The sequence below is a fragment of the Cupriavidus sp. 05L310 genome (assembly GCF_056398185.1).
The window spans coordinates 1-19,504 of record NZ_JBFTOX010000043.1; the positions used below are offsets into that span (position 1 = coordinate 1).

Sequence of the window (19,504 nt, forward strand, 5' to 3'; positions counted from 1 at the left end):
TTGAGTATCGCCTTAAGGCGATGCGAGTTTGGGTCCCGGCCGCTCTTTTCGTCGGATCCCGAGGGGGTGTCGCCCCATCCGGCGCGCCTTCTTTGCCTACTTTCTTGGCAAGACAAGAAAGTAGGTCGCCCCCCGCAGGGGGGTGAAACTGCCTTTGACTTTAAGCCTTTGCAGTTGAAGTTGAAGTTGAAGTTGAAGTTGACTCTGCAGTCAATCAGCCCCTACCGAGGCTTCCGAAACTCATCCTCAATCCAATCCCCCGCACTAGCCTTACTCAACTTAAATCCAGCCGACACCCGCACCTGCGCCAACTCATCCCCATTCTCATCAACAGCACTCAGCACCGCATAAGGATTATCCTCATCCGGCACGATATCCAGCGTCACACTGATCCGCGCAGCATCCGTATCCACAACCACACTCTTGTGCAACATGGCATGCAACTGCTGCTCATGCCGCCGCAGCACTTCGGAAGCCGTCTTGACCAGCGTCGAAAAGGCATTGGCATCGAGCGGCTTGGGGTTCTTCTTGTCGCGCCCCATGGTCCACGGCCCCACCAGAGCAGGCTCCGGCTCGCCATCCTTGATCATGGCAACAGCCCAACCCTCGTCATCCTCGTTCTTGATCACGCGGGCGGTCCATCCGTCGGCGCGCCACAGGCGCGGCTCCTGGATCTTGTCTGCGTTGTCCCCGCCGGCGTCGTGGTCATCGGTTTCGGGCGAAAGTTCGGGCTGATTGGTCATGGCTGGCTTCAATTCGGGGCTGCGCGGTGGACTGCGGGCGTCGCCCGGACCACGCAATGCCTGGCGGCGGGAGGACGGGACGGCGGCGGCAACAAGGACGCGATTTTACCCGTCCCGCCGTGGGGGCGGGCGCGGCATCCCGCCAGCCGCCTCGGGCGCGGCCATGACGGCACACCGATCCCCTCCGAAGTTGTATTTAATGTCTGTGTGCCACGTCCTATGCTGGAAGCGTCGCCAAGGCCCCCGTCTTGATGACGAACCCCTTCCGGTCGCCGCCAATTTTAGACGGCGACGTTTTTTTTGCCCGCCGGCCCCCTTCTCGCACCAAACCCGGGCTCGTGCCTGACAAAAGCGCTGGCCCGAGGCGCCCAGCCGGTTTAAGATGCGCGATTATCGAACAACCCGCGCGCACCCGCACACATGGACGCCCCCCCTCCTACCAGCCCTGGCCAGGCAACGGCCGCCACTGTCCGCGTCGCCCGGCCCCAGGCAGACCTGCTCAACAGCTTCTCCGGCGACCCGAACTTCATGCTATCGCTGGCACGCGGCCTGAGCGTGCTGGAGGCCTTCTCGGAGCGTAAGCGCCCGCTCACCATCTCCCAGGTGGCCCAACGCACCCAGCTTTCGCGGGCATCGGTCAGGCGCTGCCTGTACACGCTGGAACAGCTTGGCTACGTCAGCCAGCAAGCCGGCCAGTTCGCGCTGCGGCCCCGCGTGCTGCACCTGGGACACGCGTATTTCTCGTCGACCTCCCTGGTGTCGCTGGCCCAGCCCATCCTCGACAGCCTGAGCACGCGCATCCAGCAGACTTCGGCGCTCGCCATCCTGGACGACACCGACATCCTTTACCTGGTGCGCTCGGAAGTGCAGCGCGTGCTCACTTATTCGCTCGGCATGGGCAGCCGCCTGCCGGCCTACTGCACCTCGATCGGCCGCCTGCTGCTGGCCCACCTCGCCGAGCCGGCGCTGGAAGATTTCTTCGACCACGTCGATCTGCGCCCGCGCACGCTGCAGACCAAGATCTCGCGCCCCGAGCTGGAAATCAGTTTCGCGAAAGCGCGCGAGCTGGACTACGTGGTGATCGACGAAGAACTGGAACCTGGCCTGCGCGCCATCGCGGTGCCGGTGCGCGGCATCTCGGGGACCGTGATGGCCGGCATCAGCGTAAGCGTGCGCGCGGCGCAGGTATCGGAAGCCGAGATGATCTCCCGCCTGTTGCCGCCGATGCGTGAAGCCGCGGCGGCCATCGGCAAGCTGATCGCCGCCTGAGCCGTGGCGCCAGGCACCCCCAATCCGCAGGCGGGCAAGGGCATGCGCTTTGTCCGGCGCGTCTATGCCATGCGCGTCGTCGGCCTTGCCATCGGGTTCTTCGCGGTGGCGGCCGCCATGCTGGAAGCGGGAGTGCCGCGCTGGCTGCTGGCGCCGGTGTTCCTGCACGGCTTTGTCTGGCCGCACGTGGCGGCATGGTGGTCCAGGCACAGCGAGGTACCCTTCCTGGCGGAAATCCGCAACTTGATGATTGACGCGGCACTGGGCGGGGTGTGGGCGGCATGCATGAAATTCAACCTGCTGCCAAGCGTGCTGATCCTGTCGATGATGAGCATGAACAACGTGGCGGCAGGCGGCACCCGCCTGCTGCTGCGCGGCCTGGGCTGGCACCTGGCAGGCGCGCTGGCCGGGGTGCTGGCCTTCGGCGCGGCCTGGCATCCGGAGGCTGACCTCACCACCATCGTGGCCAGCCTGCCCATGCTGGTGCTCTACCCGCTGGCGCTGGGACGCACCACCTACAGCATCTCGCGCCGCCTGGCTGCGCACGGCAAGGCGGTCGAGGCCAGCAGCCGTCTCGACGGGCTCACCGGCGTGCTCAACCGCGGCTACTGGGAAGCCAAGCTGGCCGAGGAGTTCCAGGCCTGCAAGAACGGCCGCCGCCAGGCCGCCAGCCTGGTGCTGCTGGATATCGATCATTTCAAGCAACTCAACGACGCCCACGGCCACGTGGCCGGCGACGAAGCACTCAAGGCATTCGCCGCGCTGGTGGTGCAGCACACTGTGCAACTTCACCCCCCGGGCCGCGGCGAACCGCGCCAATGCCTGGTGGGGCGCTACGGCGGCGAGGAATTCGGCGTGCTGCTCAGCGGCGCGAGCCTGACGCAGGCCGTAGAGATGGCCGAGCGCCTGTCGCGCGCGCTGCAACCCGGCTCCGGCGCCAGCGCGGAGATCGCCGCGCTGCGGGGCCACACCGCCAGCCTGGGCGTGGCCGCGTTCGATACACGCATGCAAGGCCATCAGGAGTGGCTGACCCAAACGGACCGGGCGCTCTATGAAGCGAAGCGGGCCGGCCGCAACCGGATCCGCATCAGCGCGGCCTGAGCGCTGGATTGCCGCCGCGCCTGAGTGCCTGCGTGCTTCAGCGATTCAGCGCCGCAGCCGGCCGGGTCCGAGCATGGCTTCGGTCAGCCCGAAATCCGCGATGCGCTGCGGCAAGGGCTTGCCCTGTACCAGCGCGGCGCAGGCCTCGCCCATGGCGGCCGAGGTCTGGATGCCGTAGCCGCCTTGCGCGGCCACCCAGAAGAAACCTTCGGCCTGGCCGTCGAATCCGCCCACCAGGTCGCCGTCGGCGACGAACGAGCGCAAGCCCGCCCAGACGCGGGCCGGGCGGCGGATGGCGAGCGTGGTCATGTCTTCGATGTGATGGATGCCAAGGGCAATGTCCATCTCCTCGGCCTGCACATCGTGCGGCGGCACCGGATCGGCATTGGCGGGCGAGCCCAGCAGCATGCCGGCGTCGGGCTTGAGGTACCAGGTCTCGTCGAAGCAGACGAACATGGGCCAGTGCGCGATCTCCACGCCCTCGGGCGGTGCGAAGACAAAGGCCGAGCGCCGCTTGGGCGTGAGCCCCAGCGGCCTGACGCCAGCCAGCGCGGCCACCACGTCGCACCAGGCGCCGGCCGCATTGACCACCACCGGCGCGCGATAGGCGCGCCCGCCTGCCTGCACTTCCCACAAGCCCTGGTTGCGCGCGAGCGCCGTCACCTCCGCATCGCACACCAGGGTGCCGCCGCGCTGGCGCATGCCGCGCAGGTAGCCCTGGTGCAGGCTGTGCACGTCCATGTCGGCGGCATCGGGCTCCAGGACGGCGCCGAGCACCTTGCCGGCACGCAGCACCGGCACCAGGGCGCAGGTGGCGTCACGGTCCAGGCGCTGCGCGCGTGCGCCAAGCGCCGCCAGCGCCTCGAAATGCTGGTCGAGTTCGGCGGCCTCGCCCGGCTTGCCCACTGTCATGGCGCCGCGCGGGCTCAGGACGGGATGCTCGGCAAAACCGGCCGGCGGCGCGTCCAGAAAGGCGCGGCTGGCCATGGTGAGCGCGCGTACCTGCGGCGTGCCATAGCTCTCCATGAACAGCGCGGCCGAACGGCCGGTGGAATGGTAGCCGGGATGCGCCTCGCGTTCGAGCACGATCACGCGCCCGGCCTGGGCCAGCCAGTAGGCCAGCGAGGCACCGGCAATGCCGCCGCCGATCACCAGGAAATCCGCGGAATCGTATGCTGTCATCGAAGCCCTCCTTCATCCATGCGTGCGCCGTTGCGGGAAGCCCCTCAGCGGCAGATCCGATGTCGGCAAGCGTAACCCAAATTTTGCGGATACGCAAAATTTAGCGAATCGGCGCAAAGCGGCGAACCCTGGCAGCCAGGCTGCCGGGCCGGAGACATGCCTGGAAGGAAAGACAAGAATCGGGAAGACGCCGGCGGGCAATGCCGGCATGGCGAGGCGAGGCAGCCGGCCGGCCGGCGCGCGCCGTCAGCGAACGGCGCTGCGTGCGGCCAGCGTCGTTCAACCCCGGCTGGCTAGTTCCAGCGCGAACACCAGGCGCTGCAGGAAGTTCTCCATGCGGCCATCGAGATTGGAGAAGGCACAGCCGAAGTGGTGGATGGCGCTGTCATTGTGCCCGGCGAGCCAGTGGCCCACCACTTGCAGGCTCAGGGTGAGCTTGCCCAGCGCGCCGAAATCCAGCTGCACGCCCGGGATCGTGGTGCCGACCGGCAACTTCGTGGCATCCACGGTCTTGGAGCGCAGGCCGACACCCGAAAGCGAGAGATCGGCAATATCGAGCGTGAGCACAGTGCCGTCGCTCATCTTGATGGTGCAGACGTAGCCCTTGGTCACCAGCGTGCGCGCACGGAAATGGCGGCGGCGCTGGAAGTGGTAGAGCTTCTCCGGGAACGGCGCGGAGAAGGCCGGGCCGCCCTTGAACTGGGTGGTTTCGGGGGTACCGATGATGAAGTTCACCGGCACGCCGCGCAGGGACGCCGAAAAGGCATTCTCGCTGGAAGCCAGCAACGCTTCGCGCTCGGGCTCGGTGCGGCACCAGTCGAAGACAAAAGTGCGGCTGGCCGGGTCCACATGCAGCACGGTGGTGACCATCTCGTGGGCGGTACGCGCACGCACGTTCAGGCTGCACTTCTGCCAGGCAAGGTCGCGCAGCACCGTGCCGATCTGCGAGGAATGGGTAAGGCGATAGCGGTCGTCTGGCAACGCGCCGGCGTCAAGCTCGGATTGCTCCGGGGAATCTTGGAGACTCATGAAAATCACGCAAACGTCTGAGAGAGGCCTGCGTCGCGCCAGACTGGCTTGCGACGGGGAATTCGGGCTGCCCGCTTACCGGGTTGCAATCGAAATACAACCGGGGTGCGAGCGGCCAGCGCCGCATGTTAAGCGCGGCGCCCGCCGCTGTGCAAGCTCTTGTTTGGACAACGGCGGAGTGTGGCAAAACTTGAGACAGACTTCCGTGGGGTAGCCCGCCCGGGCGGGTTTACGCATCGGCGATCCGCGCGGACTCGCCGGGCTTTGCCGGCCTGTGATCTAGGATGCCTTTGCACGCCGCCCCTGGTCCGTTGCGCTCTTGCCGCGGCGGCGGCCATTTGCCGTGCCCGCCTGCACGGCTGCCGTGGCCGGGTCCGCGCCGAGCGACGCTTGCGCCTCCTGGCACAGCCAGTCGCGGACTGCGCGGCGCCGCTCGTCGCGCTCGAACGCCACTGGCGAGAGCAGGTGGTAGGACGAGCCGTCGCGCACGAACCCACGCGGCGCGGCGATGCGGCCATCGGCCATCTCGTCAGCCACCATCAGGCGCGAGGCGATGGCGCAGCCAAGCCCGGCGGCGGCGGCCTGGATGGTCAGGTAGAAATGCTCGTACCAGGCATCCGCGCCAAAGCGCTGCGTACTGCCGCTGGCTCGGGCCCAGCGCTGCCAGGCATCGGGACGCGAGCGAGTGTGCAGGCGGGCGAGCGAACTCAAGGCCGGCGCCCGCGCCGCCGGGGTGCCGGCGCGGCACACCACGCCCACCCATTCCTCGGCAATCTTGCACACGTGCAGCTGCGTGCCGAAGTGGAAATCGTTGCGGCGCAGCGCAAGGTCCACGCCGCTGCGGGCGAAGTCGACCGCTCCCCCGGCGGCCATCAGATGCAGCGTCACGCCCGGATGCGCCTCGGCAAAGCGCGGCAGGCGGGGAATCAGCCAGCGCATGGCAATGGTGGGTTCGCACGACAGCACCAGCGCCTTGTGCTGCCCGTGCGCGCGGATGCGCTCGGCCGCCGTGGCCAGGACTTCCAGCGACTGCGTGGCGGCGGCATGCAGGATGCGTCCGGACTCGGTCAGGAAGACGGCCCGGTTGCGCCGCTCGAACAACGCCACGCCGAGCGCCTCCTCCAGCTGGCGAATCTGGCGGCTGACCGCCCCGTGGGTCAGGTGCAGTTCGTCGGCTGCCCGCATGAAGCTCTGGTGCCGCGCCGCCGCCTCGAAAAAACGTATCCCGCCCAGCCAGTGCATGATTGCCTTGATGTATCAGTTTTACTCACCGATTTGCACGAGTATAAATCGGTTGTGGCGCACCGCGTGGACTCTGAAAATAGCGACATTCCCATCCTGCTTTCAAACATGGGCCGCAAGATTCCCCGCCCATCTCCGTCAGAGATACTCACACGATATGCATCCCCTCACCGAACTCCTGGCCGTCGCCACCATCACCGTGCTGGCCGTCATCAGCCCCGGCCCCGACTTCGCCATGGTGATGCGCAACAGCTATCTGCATGGCCGCAGGGCCGGGCTGCTTTGCGCGCTCGGCATCGCGCTGGGCGTGCAAGTGCACGTCTTCTACACGATGTTCGGCGTGGCGCTGCTGATGGAGCACGCGCATGGCCTGCTGACCGTGGTCAAGATCCTCGGCGCCGCCTACCTGATCTGGATTGGCATCCAGACCTTGCGCAAGCGCGTGCCGGACGCCAGCGCGGCGCCGCTCGCGGCGGATGGGGGCATTCCTGCCCTGACCTCGTCCGGCGCGCTCAAGATGGGTTTTCTCACCAATGCGCTCAATCCCAAGACCACGCTGTTCGTCGTCAGCACCTATACGCAGGTGGTGAACACGCAAACGCCGCTGTCCGTGCAGTTCGGCTATGGCTTGTTCATGTCGCTGGCGCACCTGGTCTGGTTCGGGCTGATTGCGTGCTGCTTCACCACGCCCGCGCTGCGCACCGCGATGCTGAAGCGACAGCGTGTGCTGGACCGCGTGATTGGCTCGGCGCTGCTTGGGCTGGGCCTTGCGCTTGGCCTGAGCAACCTGGCGTGACGGCTTGAGCCGAATGCGCCATCAGCCTGCCGGCGGATCCTCGCTCGCATTCAGCGCATAGGCGCGCCGGCACACATGCTGCGCGCCACCGGGAAGGAGATGGCTTTGATACAGGATGAAGCGATCGACGTGGAACGGTTCGCACACCAGCCCGGACTGCGAGCCGCACCATGCCTGCAGCGTGGCGTGCGCCACGGCGGGCGCGCAACGGGCCAGCGTGATATGCGGATGGAAGCGCGCCTGAGGCCTTGAGCCAGAGTCCGGCAACGCGTTGTTCTCATCATGCCCGATACCCGTGTCGATACCGTTCCCGGCGAGCGCCCGCTCCACGCCCGCGTACAGATCATCCAGCGCCGCGTTGGACTCCAACCCCGCCCACAGCACGCTCGCGCGCCGGCCGCGAAAATAGCCTGCCTCTTTCACAGTGAGCGCAAAGGCCGCGCATGACACCGTCCCCAGCGCCTGCTCGATGCGCATCGCCGCGGCTTCGTCCTGCTCGCCGAGGAAATGCAGCGTGAGGTGGATCTGGTTCAGCGTCGCCGGCCGGATACCCGCCACGCGGGGCACGCGCGCGAGCAGCGCGCTGGCGAGCGCCTGCGGGATTTCGATTGCCACGAACAGGCGTGCCATCGGTATCCTCTCGCCAACTTGCGCGGCGGCGCCTGCGCCGTGCCCGCTCACTCAAACGCCAACGCTGACTGGCGCAGGATGGGCAGCGCCATTGCCGCGGCCGTGCCCTCCAGCCTGAGCAGCGCGCGCTTGCGGTCAGTGCCGCCGGCGTATCCGGTCAGGTCGCCGCTGGCGCCCAGCACCCGGTGGCAGGGCACGATCACCGACAAGGGGTTGCGCCCCACCGCGCCGCCTACCGCGCGCGCATGGGTTGGTGGGAGCCCGAGCCCGGCAGCGAGTTCGCCATAGGACGTGGTCTCGCCGAACGGGATCTCGCACAGCGCTTGCCAGACGCTGCGCTGGAAGGGGCTGCCGGCCAGCATCATGGGCACCGAGAAGGCCTGCAGGCGTTCGGCAAAATAATCGGCCAGCTCGTCGGCCGCCTGCTCGAAGACCGGCTTCGCGGCGGCGGGTACATCGGTATCCGGCGTGGCCGCCGCCGGGTAGTACTTCTGCCCGGCAAAGAACACGCCGCTCAAGCGCGCGCCATCGGCGCGCAGCAGGACTTCGCCCAGCGGGCTGGCGACGATACGGTATGCAATCATGGTGCGCCCCTTTCCTTGTCTTCTTGTCCCGGCTTGCTGTCTTCGTGGCGCCGCCACAGGTGGATGGCTGCGTAGGCACGCCACGGCGCCCACTGCGCGGCGTGCTGGCTCATGCCTCGCACGGTAGCGATGCCGAGCACCTTGCGCAAGACATAGTCGGTGCCCGGGAAGGCGTCCGGCCAGCCGAGCGCGCGCATGGCCACGTACTGCGCGGTCCAGTCGCCCACGCCGTCGATCGCACGCAGGCGCGCCAGCGTGTCTTCCGGCGCGGCGCTGGGTTCCAGCTTGAGCTCGCCAGTCGCCACGCGGCTGGCGATGGCGTGGATGGCCCGGCCCTTGCCCAGCGGGATGCCGATCTCGCGCAGGCTCTCCGGCGTCACCGCGGCAAGCGTGGCGGCGTCGGGAAAGGCAAGGCGCAGGGCAGGCGCCGGCTGCGCCAGCACGCGGCCATGGCGCTCGGCCAGCCGCGCCAGCAGGGTGCGGGCATGCTTCGCCGAAATCACCTGACCCACCACCGCGCGCACGGCGATCTCGAAACCATCCACCGCGCCGGGCAGGCGCATGCCGGGCACCCCGGCCGCCAGGGGCCCCAGGTGCTGATCGACCACATCGGGCCGGCAACCCAGGTCGCACAAACGCCGCACGCGCCCCAGCGCCTGCGGAATCACGTGCGCCAGCGAGCCCGACAAGGTGACCCTGATCACATGGCGGCGCTCCACATGCGCCAGCCGCAGCCAGCCGAGATGCGTGCGGCCCCCGCTGTCGATCGCCAGCGTGCGCGCATAGCTGCCATCGGCAAGCTGCTCGATGCCGTCCACCGCCCGCACCCCCAGGAACTGCAGGAAGGCCGCCCAGGCCATCGGCGGGCGGTATCCCAGCTCGAACACGAGTTCCTCGGCCACGCTGTCGGCGGCGCGCTTGCGCATCGCCAGCGGCGTGAGCCCGTAACGCGTCTTGAGCACGTCGTTGAAGCGCCGCACGCTGCCAAACCCGGCGGCGTGCGCCACATCGGTCACCGTCAGCGCGGTATCCGTCAGCAGGCGCTTGGCCAGCAGCAACCGCTGGGTCTGTGCGTACTCCAGCACCGAGACGCCGAACTGCGCATCGAACAGCCGGCGCAGGTGGCGCTCGGTGACGCCGATGCGCGCGGCCAGGGCGGCGACGCCGGCATCGGCCATGAAGCCATCGTCGATCAGCGTGGCCGCCGCCTGGGCCAGCCGTCCCGACAGATCAGCCAGACCGTGCCCCGGCGCCAGTTCGGGACGGCAGCGCAGGCAGGGGCGAAAGCCCTGCTTCTCGGCGGCCGCCGCGGTTTCGTAGAAGGAGCAGTTCTCGCGCTTGGGTGTACGCACGGCGCACACCGGCCGGCAGTAGACGCCGGTGGACGACACGCCCACGAAAAAGCGCCCGTCGAAGCGGCGGTCGTGCGAGGCAACGGCCTTGTAGCAGGTGTCCGGATCGAGTTTCATAGCCAGCATGCTACTCCGTTGCGAGGGCGGTACTAGCTGGATTCGGACATTTGCCTGGACGGCGTGTATTGACCTGCCGCGCCTCAAGCGATGTGGATCAGGCGTGAGGTGGCGCTGGCTCGGAGGGGCCTCGGTGAAATGGAAAAATATCGCTTGCTATGTCGCGCTGTTGAAACAGGGCGGGAGTATTGTTGCTGGTCAGCCAAGAATCAATCCACAGGTCAACATGACTTCCGGTGCATGGCGGTTCTAAACTCGATACACAACATACAGTATCGACATCAGTGCCGGCATCGCGGCAATCAAGGTTAGCATCTTCGCTTTCATTTTGAAGGAATCAGGTATCGACCATTCCATGCCAGCTTGCAATCGAGTTGGCGGCGGAGCGCGAACCATCCTCGGCCAAGAATGGCTTTGTTCACTATGGGAGACGCGCGGCGATCCACTCCGACACGAAGACTCCCCCCCGCCGAACAGCGCGAACCCGATGCAGTAGGAACTGAGAATGCGCCAGCGGACCGCCGGACCATAGCCACCAGCACAAACACCAACCCCACCAGCAGCGGCACGGCAGCCAGAAGGAATGCCACCGCGGCATAGACGACGAGGGCGCCCGTAGTCACCTGCTGCCGAGTTATCGGTGTCAGCATGGTGGCCACCGCAAAGGCGAACCCATCCAGGGCGAGAAGCACGGCGATGCAGTCAACGATGCGCACCACGGCCCTTTTGCGCGTCGTCATTCAAGGCCCTCCGCCGCAACGCGCTCGGCAAGTGCCGCCCATCGTTTCGGGCTGTCTCGCACAACATGGGCATAGTAGAAGTGCCCCTCGCCCTTGCCGGCGAGCATCTGCATATTTAGCATCGGTGCCGATTCGACCAGCGCGCGCCAGGGCATTCCGGCGTAGGTCGGGTCTCCGAGCTGCTTCAAATCGATAACCACGATCTTGCGGATGTTCTCGTGGCTGCGCAGGTGCGCAAGGAATCCCGCCTCAATCGGCGAGCCCACCAATACCAAATGGTCGATCACGTGGCCGGCGCGGGCATATGACCATGCGGTTTGCGCGGCCAGGAGAGAGCCGTAGCTGTAACCGATCAGGTTGAACTGCGGCGCCTCCGCCGACATGCGCCCCGTAATCGTCCACTCGCTGTCGTCGCGTGAGCGGATCAGCATTCCCGAATGGATGGCATCAAGCAACGTGCCAGCGAACTCGTATCCATCTGGCATGGCCGCTCTGGCGGTATGGGTCAGTCCAGCGAAGCAGTGCGCAATCCCCGCCTTCCGGAACGCATCGAGCAGCGGCTGAACATATCCGCCGTCCAGCCCGGCACCGCCCCAATACAGGGTGCCGCGCGGCGGCGGCAAATCGACCTTGGCCGGCGCCCGGTCCTCGACGGGCGCATGTTGCACCTTAACTGTCTTGATCGGCTGCATCAGGCACCCTCCCCGAAGATCCCGGCCCGGAACTGGCAATCGTGCCGGTGCTGTTGCAAGCTTCGCAGTAAGCCTGGCCTGCATCAGGTAGGGTCTTCCCCCCGCGCTCCAGCGCGTCGCCAACGCAGGCAGTGCTTCGCTTCATGGTTGGGCCGCCCAACTGCAGATGGGCTGTTTGTCTTCCTGCATACGATCTCCGTCAGGATGGGCTATGTGCGCAAATTCGCCCTCCATTTGCACGTAATTCCTCATGGAAATCAATCAGACAAGTCCTAAAATGCAATGCATATTTTTGCGAAGATTCCGCAGCAAAATACGGATTCGTCCGATTCCAATCCGCTCGTCCGCAAGCTACTCTTTCCAGCCGTCGCCGTTGCGACGACTTGCCGCATTTACGTGGCCGCGACGGAAGGTGGATTTCGTGACCTCCGCCTCAATGCCCTGCGCGCGGCGAAGGTAGCGGTTCGCAGGCATGGAGCCAGCACGCTCCCGATGGACGCATTCCGCTTCGCCCAGGAGTACCTGTATCAGTACGCAAATCAATGCGTTGCCCGCGAGGGTATGGTCGCGCGCCATGGCTGAGGGGTGAACCTGCGTCCATCTTCCCCAGTGCAACGCGGCTGAAATGATAGGGCAACCCTCTCGGTTCTTAGCGAGAAGAACGCTCCATGACGGGACCCGACAGGGTCCGCAGGAACGCGACAACATCGCGCATCTCCTCCTCCGTCAAGCGGATGGGCTTGCGCTCGGCGTGCCCCGTGCCACCATGTGCCAGCTCGGAATGACCGACAGCCGCTGCCGGCGAACGCACGTAGTGCCTTACTACCTCTTCCAGGGTCGCGAGCTGGCCCGCGTGCATGTACGGAGCCCGTAGTGCCACGTTGCGCAAGCTCGGGGTCTTGAAGGCGCCTTCCATGCCCGGTTCGCCGGTGGCCATGAAGCGCAGCTCTTGGCAGACTTGCGGTGGCGCGTCGCTGTAGCGGCTCAGGCAATTGAACTCGTCCGCCAAGACCTTGGCTGTGGCGGGAGCGCGGCCACTGTCCGGGCGTGCTGGCTCTCTGGGCGGGACGCCCGTGTTGTGGAAGGCCTGGTCCGTCAGGAGCGGGCCGTTGTGGCACGTCGCGCATTGAGCCTTGCCGATGAACAGACGAAGGCCATTGACCTCTTGGGTCGATAACGTTTTCTGGCCCGCGCGGTCACCTATGAGAACCGCGTCAACGTACCGGTCGAAGCGGGACTCACCGTAGGTCACTGTCCGTTCGTAGGCCGCGATGGCTTTGCCGAGATTGGCGAAGACGCGGTTGACGGCATCGCGTTGCTCGTTCGTCAGCCGAGACCAGGCCCGCTTCTCGTCGGCGCCGCCCAGGGGGCTCGCGTCGGCCGGCAGATCCTGCAGGTTCGGGAGGGCGCCAAACAGCGACTCATACTCCCGCTGGTAGTGCGTCCGCACGACCCGGGCGAACTGGACGCGGTTGCTGCCGTGCTCAACAGCATCCTCTAAGGGACCCAACGCTTGAGACCACTGGCTGTCCTTGCGACCGTCCCAAAACAAGAACGGGCTGTGCGCCGTCGCCACGATTGGCATGGTCCGGCGTTTCCCGACTCCGATACCCCTTCCGAGAGGCAGTCCGTCCTGGAACTGGCGGTCGGGCGCATGGCAACTGGCGCACGACACCGCCCCGTTGCGAGATAGGCGTGCATCCGCGAACAGCCGCCTGCCGAGCGCGACTGCTTCTGGCTTGTCCGCCACGGCGTTCGACGGGTCGGGCGGCGGTGCGGGAAGCTTGTTAAGGCGCGTTGAGGATAGGACGGCCCGTTCCTCCTGCGACCACGAGGCGGCGCCGTCCATGGCGTCGCCGGCACGTCCGAAGCCGGTAAGCAAGGCAAGCGGGGCCAGGACCACGGCCACAGCGGCGAGTGCGCCCGTCAGCCTTCCGCGCTTGCTCGCCTGCCGTGACGCAGGCAGCTTGGATTTGTGGAGCTGGCTCATTAAACTGTCTCCCTGACCAAGACGCTTAGCGCTGAATCCCCGAGTCCCCGACGATGACGTTGAACACGGCTCCGTCGGTCACATCCCCGGCCTGAATTGCCAGGCGCATGTCCCACCAGCCGGTCATGCTGAACTTCATGCCTTCGAGTGCGTAGACGCCAGGCGCTACCTCGCGTGTGATGCGAGGCTTGGTAGGGAAGCCGTGGCCGTGCTGCGGCATGCCCCCGTCGAAGCCAATCACGGCTCGCGACACAGGTTTTCCATCGGGTGTCTCCAGGTGCACCTGCCATGCGTGCATCTGGTTGATAGCTGGCCCCGAAGCCGGAGGGTCCATGCGGACAACGAACTGGCCTTGGGAACTAGGATGCTGCAGGGAAAGGTCAAGGTTCGCCGGCGGTGTGCCGCAGGCGGCGGTGAGAAGGGAGAAGGCGACTGCTGCGAGCGCGGTCGGCGCGGAGAGTTTGAACATGGTTGGGTCCTTTTTTCCAATGACGATGGAATGAGCTAAGTCCGGGTGCCCTAATGAGGCACCTAAAGAAGTTGTCGGGAATCCGGGGGCGCCGTCGATGGGGCGCGTCGTGGCCGCTAGTGCACTGAGCGAGCGGCGTCGATGAGCTGCTGCAGGTCTGCCGGAACCGGCATGGGCTTGAAGCCGCTGACTTTGGCACCGCCGGTATTACCGATGGGCACCCAACCCGGCCAGGTTTTCAATGCCGCGGCAACGATTCGCCAGGTCTGGCCGAAAGCTTCGCCCGCAATGTTCTGGCGGAGCGCCCAGCGGAACATCGCACAGTGGGTGCGCACGTGTTCCACAGTGGATTCCTGCCCAAGGATGTGGGCGCGCTCGAGATGCGTGAACGCCAAGATTGACTCGCCCCGAGCTTCGTGCGCCGCTGCGGCATCGAGCTCGGCCTGGACGTGGGGGCGAATTTGAAAGGCGAAGGTAGAGCGGTACATCGTGGGTGTCCGGGATGGGCTGCTAATATGCGAGCCATTGTCGGGGCCGCGCACGGAATGAACTTGAACGAAACGGCTGAGTTGAGGGGGGGCGCATCGTGACAGCACTGCAGGGCGATTCCGCGCAACCGTCCATCGCGCACGGTCGTTTCTCGGCCGTCACATCCACGGGTCGCAGCTACTTATGGCAAGGCGGCATTCTCTGGATAGGCGAAGGTCAGGGCAGAACGCAATGGCATGGGCACCATGCCCATCAACTCGTCATCGCGTTGCGCGGTAGCTTCCGCTTTCGCACCACGGCTGATGGTGCCTGGACTGACTACGAGGCCGCCATCGTCCCCAGTGAATGCACGCACCAGTTCGAAGTTGTTGGCGCCGCTACCATGGCCCATCTCTTCGTGGAACCCGAAACCAGCGCCGGGCGCGCACTCACGGCACGCTTCGGTTCGAATGCCGTCGCTGAACTCCCGGCCGCAGGTGCCCGCGCGGCTGCCAGGTTGCTGTCCGAGGCTTTGCAGTCGAGCCAGTTGGCCAAAGACATGGTCGAGGCAGCAACGTTGGCCGTTGCAGAGTTGTGTGGGACCGCGACGAGGCCGGACAAGGACATGGACCCGCGCCTTAGCCGGGCCCTGGACTATATCCGGTCGAACATTCGAAATCCCCTCTCATTAAATGACGTGGCCTCGGTGGTCGCCCTGTCGGAGAGTCGTTTTCGGCATCTGTTCGTCGCCGGGACCGGGAGCTCGTTCAGAGCGTATCTCCTATGGCTGCGCATCAATCTGGCCGTCGAGGCGGTCATGTCGGGCGCATCCTGGACCGAAGCTGCGCATGAGGCAGGATTTGCGGACTCGGCTCACCTTACTCGCACGCACAAGCGCATGTTCGGCATCGAACCGACGGCACTGCGCCCTCAGGCGCCCGGTTGAGGTGCTGGAATGCCGATGCTTCAAAAGGTGCGCAGAACGCTTGGCCGGGGCTGAGTCCCACATCACCGACGGGAAAGCATGCTTGCTCGGCTGGACGGCCGGCAGGATCGATCTGGTGCCGGTGGTGGTTTGATGGCGTAGCGGGCGTGACTTTTTGTTGCGGCCGGGTTGGGCCGCATTGCCCCACGCTATACTTCGCTCGTCGCTGCAACCACAGCGGCCGGGTTTAGCAGCCCGGATGACAGAGGCGGACAGCCGCCACCAGGCGGCGTTTTTGCGTCCGTCGTGCCTCTGCACGTCCTTATGGGCGGGCCTAGGCGGGGGAGCCTTCGGGCTCGCCGGATCTCTGTCCCGGTCTGCTAACCTCGCCTTGCGCCCGCCCACCCCGATTAGCAGCGGGGAGCGGAGTCAAAATACGCTGACAGAGGAGGCACTCCCATGCCCCAGTCTTCGCTCGCCCGTTCCGGGCAAATCGCATCCCCCAAGCTCCCCCTAATCTGCCAGCGCCTGCGCGCATCCCGACGGAGGGCACTCGATGCATAAGTACTACCCGCGCTACAACATCACCGCCCAACGCGCGGGCCGCGATACCTTCCTGACCGCGCATGCCCCATCCGAAAGCCCGCTAAGCACTCGCCGCCGAAAAGACCGCGCAGCTCAATGCGTTGTTGTCGGTTGCTACCGAGAACGCGGCGGGCGGCACCTTCTGCAACCTCACCGAAGAGACCCAGGGCCATCTGCTTTCGCTGGTGACTGTGCTTGCGCACGAAACGCTGGTGTTGAGCGAACTGGCCGCGTTGGATGAGCAGGAGGGCGAGAGCGACGATGGATGATGCCGGTGCGCTGCCGGTCTGTTGACGGGGACCGGCCGGAGCAGCAATCCGCTGGCATCTTGTCTTGATGTCCTGAACCTGAATTCAACGAATTTTGATTCAGGACACCCGGTGCCCTGCCGCGGCTTGAAGCATGCGGAATATTCCCAAATTCACTGCGAACCGGCTGAAAAGCGCTGCGCCATGCCGCTACGGGCCTGGCAAGAGCTAGAATCAGCCATCGGGCCGACCTTACCGCTGCCTTGCCGCGCCCCGCAGAATCGCACAGATCTCCGCGACAAGGGAGCCAATCCACACCTCGAATTCCGCATGCGTCTCACGTTCAAGTGCCTTTCCTGCCTGCTGGCCCTGACTTTCAGCGTAGCCGTACCTGCCGCCGCCCCGGCAGTCCCGGCGACTGCGGCAGTTGCCAGGCTGTCTTCCGCCGCGCCGGTCGAAGTGGCCAGCGTGGAGGGCATTACCGAGTACCGGCTCCCCAACGGCCTGCGCATACTGCTGGCGCCCGACGCGGCGCAGCCAGTCACCACCGTGAACATGACTTACCTGGTCGGCAGCCGCCATGAGAACTATGGCGAGACCGGCATGGCGCACTTGCTCGAGCACCTGCTGTTCAAGGGCACGCCGGCGCTGCCGGGCAACACCATCGCGCAGGAACTCACGCGCCGCGGCATGCAGTTCAACGGCACGACTGCCTTCGACCGCACCAACTACTACGAGAGCTTCACCGCCAGCGATGAGAACCTCGACTGGGCGCTGAAGATGGAAGCGGACCGCATGGTCAACAGCTTCGTCGCCCGCGAGGCCCTCGACAGCGAGATGACGGTGGTGCGCAATGAGATGGAGCGCGCCGAGAACAACCCCGGCAGCGTGCTGATGCAGCAGATGCGCTCGGCCGCCTATCGCTGGCACAACTACGGCAAGGCGCCGATCGGCGCGCGCAGCGACGTGGAGCATGTCGCCATCGGCAACCTGCAGGACTTCTACCGCCGCTATTACCAGCCCGACAACGCGGTGCTGGTGGTGGCCGGCAAGTTCGACGTAGCCGCCACGCTGGCGCGCATCGGCACGCACTTCGGCGCGATCCCGCGCCCGGCGCGCACGCTGCCGGCGCAGTACACCGTGGAGCCGCCGCAGGAAGGCGCGCGCGAGATCACGCTGCGCCGCGTCGGTGACTCGCAAGTGGTGGCCGTGCAGTACCACATTGCCCCCGGCGCCCATCCGGATGCGGTGGCCATGCAGTTGCTGGCGGACATCATCTCGGATGGCTCCGGCGGCCGCCTGTACAAGGCGCTGGTGGAAAGCGGCAAGGCCAGCTGGCAGTTCGGCTCGGTATCGTCAATGAAGGATCCCGGCTCGGTCCTGTTCGGCGCCGGGCTGAGCAAGTCGAAGGATCTCGAGGTGGCGCGGCAGACGCTGGTGGCGCAGGTCGAGGGCTTCGCCGAGCGGCCGGTCACCGAGGTGGAACTGGAGCGTGCCCGCACCCGCATGCTCAACGGCTACGAGCGCCTGCTGGAAAACCCCTCCGGCTATGCCGTGGCCCTGTCCGAGGCGATTGCCAAGGGCGACTGGCGCCTGCTGCTGATCGCGCGCCAGCAGGCCGAGCGCGTGACGCTGGCCGACCTGCAGCGGGTGGCGCAGAACTACCTGCGCGCCAGCAACCGCACGCTGGGACGCTTCGTGCCGCTCGACATGCCCGGGGACAAGCCAGCCGAGACGCCTGCGTCGGCCAGCGTGCCCGCCGCTCCGGATATCGCCGCGCTGGTGGCCGCCTACCAGGCCAAGCCAGCCAAGGCCGCGGTGCCGGCGTTCGACCCGAGCCCGGACAATATCGAGGCCCATACGCTGCGCGGCAAGCTGGCCAACGGCATGCAGTTCGCCTTGCTGCCCAAGCCCAGCCGCGGGCAGACCGTCAATGGCATGCTGATCCTGCGCATGGGCGACGTGAACAGCCTGCAGGGCCTGGACGCGGCCGGCAGCCTGACCGCCGCCATGCTGATGCGCGGCACCCTTCGCCTGGAACGGCAGCAGATCGCCGACCGGCTGAATGCGCTCAGGGCAGTGGTGTCGATCCAGGGCGACGCCGAATCGGTCAACGTTCGTTTCGAGGCGCGGCGGGAAACACTTGCCGAGACGCTGGCGCTGCTGCGCGAGATCTTGCGCGAGCCCAGCCTGCCAGCCGCCGAGTTCGAGACGCTGCGTGCCAACGCCATTGCCGGCGTCGAAAGCGGGCTGAGCCAGCCCGAAACGGTTGCATCGAATGCGCTCGGCCGCCACAGCAATCCCTACGAGCTGGGGGACCCGCGTTATGTGCCCACGACGCAAGAGAATATTGCAGCACTCAGACAGCTGCGGCTGGCCGACTTGCGCTACTTTCACACGCGCTTCTATGGCGCCAGCCACGGACAGGCGGTGCTGGTCGGGGACTTCGACCGCGAGGCGGCTCAGGCGCAGCTGGCTACCCTGTTCGGCGACTGGGAGGCGCAGGCGCCCTATGCGCGTGTCGACCGCCCCTTCGTACCGCTCGCGCCCGCCCGCCTGACCCGGGAGACACCTGGTAAGGCCAATGCCATCTACCTGGCCGCCCTGCCGATCGAGCTGACCAGCAATTCCCCGGATTATCCGGCCCTGGTCATTGCCAATCGCGTGTTCGGCGGCAACGCGCTCAAGGGCCGGCTTGCGGATCGGCTACGCCAACGCGACGGCATCAGTTACAGTGTCGGCAGTTTCGTGCAAGTGGGCGCGCTCGACACCAACGGCAGGTTTGGCATGCAAGCGCTTTATGCGCCGCAGAACCTGGATAGACTCAAGCGCGGCGTCGAAGAGGAAATGTCCCGCCTTACGGATACCGGGATTACGCCGGAGGAGTTGGCGCAAGCCAGGAGCGGCCTGCTGCAGCTAGGCACGCTTTCCCGCACCAGCGATTCGGCACTGGCCGGCGCGCTGGCCAACCAGCTGTTCCTGGGGCGCACGATGCGCTTTGTCACGGAATATGAGCAAGCTATCGCCACGGCGACCGTCGAACAGGTCAACGCGGTAATCCGCAGGTACCTGGACCCGGCGCGGGTGGTGCATGTCTATGCGGGCGATTTTTCTGTCACGGCAGCGCAAAATGCCGGAGCGACCATAAAGGCGGATAGTGCGGCCACCGAGACCACACCCGCCCCCTAAAAGGGCCAGACTGGAGGAAAATAGCGGTACCGCGGGGCGGCGGAAGACGCCGCCGGCGCGGTAGCCCAAGAGTAGTCCAAAGGGCCGGGGGGCAACCCCTTGCCGCAATGACGCGTTGACTGTATATTCGTACAGTATAAGACGATATAAGAG

The 19,504-nt window shown here is 66.1% G+C and carries 19 protein-coding genes; 7 read left to right on the top strand and 12 right to left on the bottom strand.

The window, feature by feature from the left end:
- Nucleotides 1–221: 221 nt before the first annotated feature.
- Nucleotides 222–743: a hypothetical protein gene (locus AC1DS6_RS27740; protein ID WP_441631355.1), complete on the bottom strand. Its 522-nt coding sequence runs from the start codon at nucleotides 741–743 to the stop codon at nucleotides 222–224.
- 420 nt (nucleotides 744–1,163) lie between these two features.
- Here AC1DS6_RS27740 and AC1DS6_RS27745 point away from each other — a divergent pair, with 420 nt between their 5' ends.
- Nucleotides 1,164–2,012 carry an IclR family transcriptional regulator domain-containing protein gene (locus tag AC1DS6_RS27745; protein WP_045240097.1) on the top strand — a complete coding sequence of 283 codons (849 nt, stop codon included), beginning with the start codon at nucleotides 1,164–1,166 and terminating at the stop codon, nucleotides 2,010–2,012.
- Nucleotides 2,013–2,015: 3 nt separating this feature from the next.
- On the top strand, nucleotides 2,016–3,113 hold the full coding sequence (locus AC1DS6_RS27750) for a diguanylate cyclase (RefSeq protein ID WP_441631358.1): 1,098 nt from the start codon (nucleotides 2,016–2,018) through the stop codon (nucleotides 3,111–3,113).
- Nucleotides 3,114–3,158: 45 nt separating this feature from the next.
- Here AC1DS6_RS27750 and AC1DS6_RS27755 read toward each other — a convergent pair whose 3' ends face one another.
- From AC1DS6_RS27755 to AC1DS6_RS27765, 3 genes are all read right to left on the bottom strand, one after another.
- The gene (locus AC1DS6_RS27755; protein WP_477103603.1) at nucleotides 3,159–4,295 is read right to left on the bottom strand and encodes an NAD(P)/FAD-dependent oxidoreductase; all 1,137 of its coding nucleotides are present in this window, start codon (nucleotides 4,293–4,295) and stop codon (nucleotides 3,159–3,161) included.
- Between the two features lie 279 nt (nucleotides 4,296–4,574).
- On the bottom strand, nucleotides 4,575–5,324 hold the full coding sequence (locus AC1DS6_RS27760; RefSeq protein ID WP_441631362.1) for a flagellar brake protein: 750 nt from the start codon (nucleotides 5,322–5,324) through the stop codon (nucleotides 4,575–4,577).
- Between the two features lie 279 nt (nucleotides 5,325–5,603).
- Nucleotides 5,604–6,566 (bottom strand): LysR substrate-binding domain-containing protein, encoded by a 963-nt coding sequence (locus AC1DS6_RS27765; RefSeq protein ID WP_477103604.1) that lies wholly within the window; start codon nucleotides 6,564–6,566, stop codon nucleotides 5,604–5,606.
- Between the two features lie 157 nt (nucleotides 6,567–6,723).
- Between AC1DS6_RS27765 and AC1DS6_RS27770 the strand changes: the two genes are divergently transcribed.
- Nucleotides 6,724–7,362, top strand: coding sequence for a LysE family translocator (locus tag AC1DS6_RS27770; RefSeq protein ID WP_477103605.1), 639 nt, complete (start codon nucleotides 6,724–6,726; stop codon nucleotides 7,360–7,362).
- Nucleotides 7,363–7,383: 21 nt separating this feature from the next.
- On the opposite strand, the gene thpR is transcribed toward AC1DS6_RS27770, so the two are convergent.
- The 5 genes from thpR to AC1DS6_RS27795 form a co-directional block, all read right to left on the bottom strand.
- The gene (gene thpR, locus AC1DS6_RS27775; protein ID WP_477103606.1) at nucleotides 7,384–7,992 is read right to left on the bottom strand and encodes an RNA 2',3'-cyclic phosphodiesterase; all 609 of its coding nucleotides are present in this window, start codon (nucleotides 7,990–7,992) and stop codon (nucleotides 7,384–7,386) included.
- A 47-nt stretch (nucleotides 7,993–8,039) separates the two neighbouring features.
- Entirely contained in the window at nucleotides 8,040–8,576 is a 537-nt protein-coding gene (locus AC1DS6_RS27780) for a methylated-DNA--[protein]-cysteine S-methyltransferase (RefSeq protein WP_477103607.1), read from the bottom strand.
- On the bottom strand, nucleotides 8,573–10,045 hold the full coding sequence (locus AC1DS6_RS27785; protein ID WP_441631436.1) for an AlkA N-terminal domain-containing protein: 1,473 nt from the start codon (nucleotides 10,043–10,045) through the stop codon (nucleotides 8,573–8,575). Before AC1DS6_RS27785 ends, AC1DS6_RS27780 begins: the two co-directional genes overlap by 4 nt.
- A 323-nt stretch (nucleotides 10,046–10,368) precedes the next feature.
- Nucleotides 10,369–10,785, bottom strand: a complete 417-nt coding sequence (locus tag AC1DS6_RS27790) for a hypothetical protein (RefSeq protein WP_441631372.1) — start codon at nucleotides 10,783–10,785, stop codon at nucleotides 10,369–10,371.
- Nucleotides 10,782–11,477, bottom strand: coding sequence for a hypothetical protein (locus tag AC1DS6_RS27795; RefSeq protein WP_477103608.1), 696 nt, complete (start codon nucleotides 11,475–11,477; stop codon nucleotides 10,782–10,784). The genes AC1DS6_RS27790 and AC1DS6_RS27795 overlap by 4 nt, the downstream gene beginning before the upstream one ends.
- Before the next feature lie 282 nt (nucleotides 11,478–11,759).
- Between AC1DS6_RS27795 and AC1DS6_RS27800 the strand changes: the two genes are divergently transcribed.
- The gene (locus AC1DS6_RS27800) at nucleotides 11,760–12,059 is read left to right on the top strand and encodes a hypothetical protein (protein ID WP_477103609.1); all 300 of its coding nucleotides are present in this window, start codon (nucleotides 11,760–11,762) and stop codon (nucleotides 12,057–12,059) included.
- Between the two features lie 67 nt (nucleotides 12,060–12,126).
- On the opposite strand, the gene AC1DS6_RS27805 is transcribed toward AC1DS6_RS27800, so the two are convergent.
- The 3 genes from AC1DS6_RS27805 to AC1DS6_RS27815 form a co-directional block, all read right to left on the bottom strand.
- Nucleotides 12,127–13,467 carry a cytochrome-c peroxidase gene (locus AC1DS6_RS27805; protein ID WP_477103610.1) on the bottom strand — a complete coding sequence of 447 codons (1,341 nt, stop codon included), beginning with the start codon at nucleotides 13,465–13,467 and terminating at the stop codon, nucleotides 12,127–12,129.
- 25 nt (nucleotides 13,468–13,492) lie between these two features.
- Nucleotides 13,493–13,936 (bottom strand): FixH family protein, encoded by a 444-nt coding sequence (locus AC1DS6_RS27810; protein WP_441631380.1) that lies wholly within the window; start codon nucleotides 13,934–13,936, stop codon nucleotides 13,493–13,495.
- A 116-nt stretch (nucleotides 13,937–14,052) separates the two neighbouring features.
- Nucleotides 14,053–14,424 (bottom strand): DUF3703 domain-containing protein, encoded by a 372-nt coding sequence (locus tag AC1DS6_RS27815; RefSeq protein WP_441631382.1) that lies wholly within the window; start codon nucleotides 14,422–14,424, stop codon nucleotides 14,053–14,055.
- 98 nt (nucleotides 14,425–14,522) lie between these two features.
- On the opposite strand from AC1DS6_RS27815, the gene AC1DS6_RS27820 reads away from it, so the two are divergent.
- The 3 genes from AC1DS6_RS27820 to AC1DS6_RS27830 all read left to right on the top strand — a co-directional run bounded on the left by AC1DS6_RS27820 (nucleotide 14,523) and on the right by AC1DS6_RS27830 (nucleotide 19,351).
- Nucleotides 14,523–15,350, top strand: a complete 828-nt coding sequence (locus tag AC1DS6_RS27820) for a helix-turn-helix domain-containing protein (RefSeq protein ID WP_441631384.1) — start codon at nucleotides 14,523–14,525, stop codon at nucleotides 15,348–15,350.
- A 665-nt stretch (nucleotides 15,351–16,015) separates the two neighbouring features.
- Nucleotides 16,016–16,183, top strand: coding sequence for a hypothetical protein (locus AC1DS6_RS27825; protein WP_477103611.1), 168 nt, complete (start codon nucleotides 16,016–16,018; stop codon nucleotides 16,181–16,183).
- 309 nt (nucleotides 16,184–16,492) lie between these two features.
- Nucleotides 16,493–19,351 (top strand): M16 family metallopeptidase, encoded by a 2,859-nt coding sequence (locus AC1DS6_RS27830; protein WP_477103612.1) that lies wholly within the window; start codon nucleotides 16,493–16,495, stop codon nucleotides 19,349–19,351.
- Nucleotides 19,352–19,504: the final 153 nt, after the last annotated feature.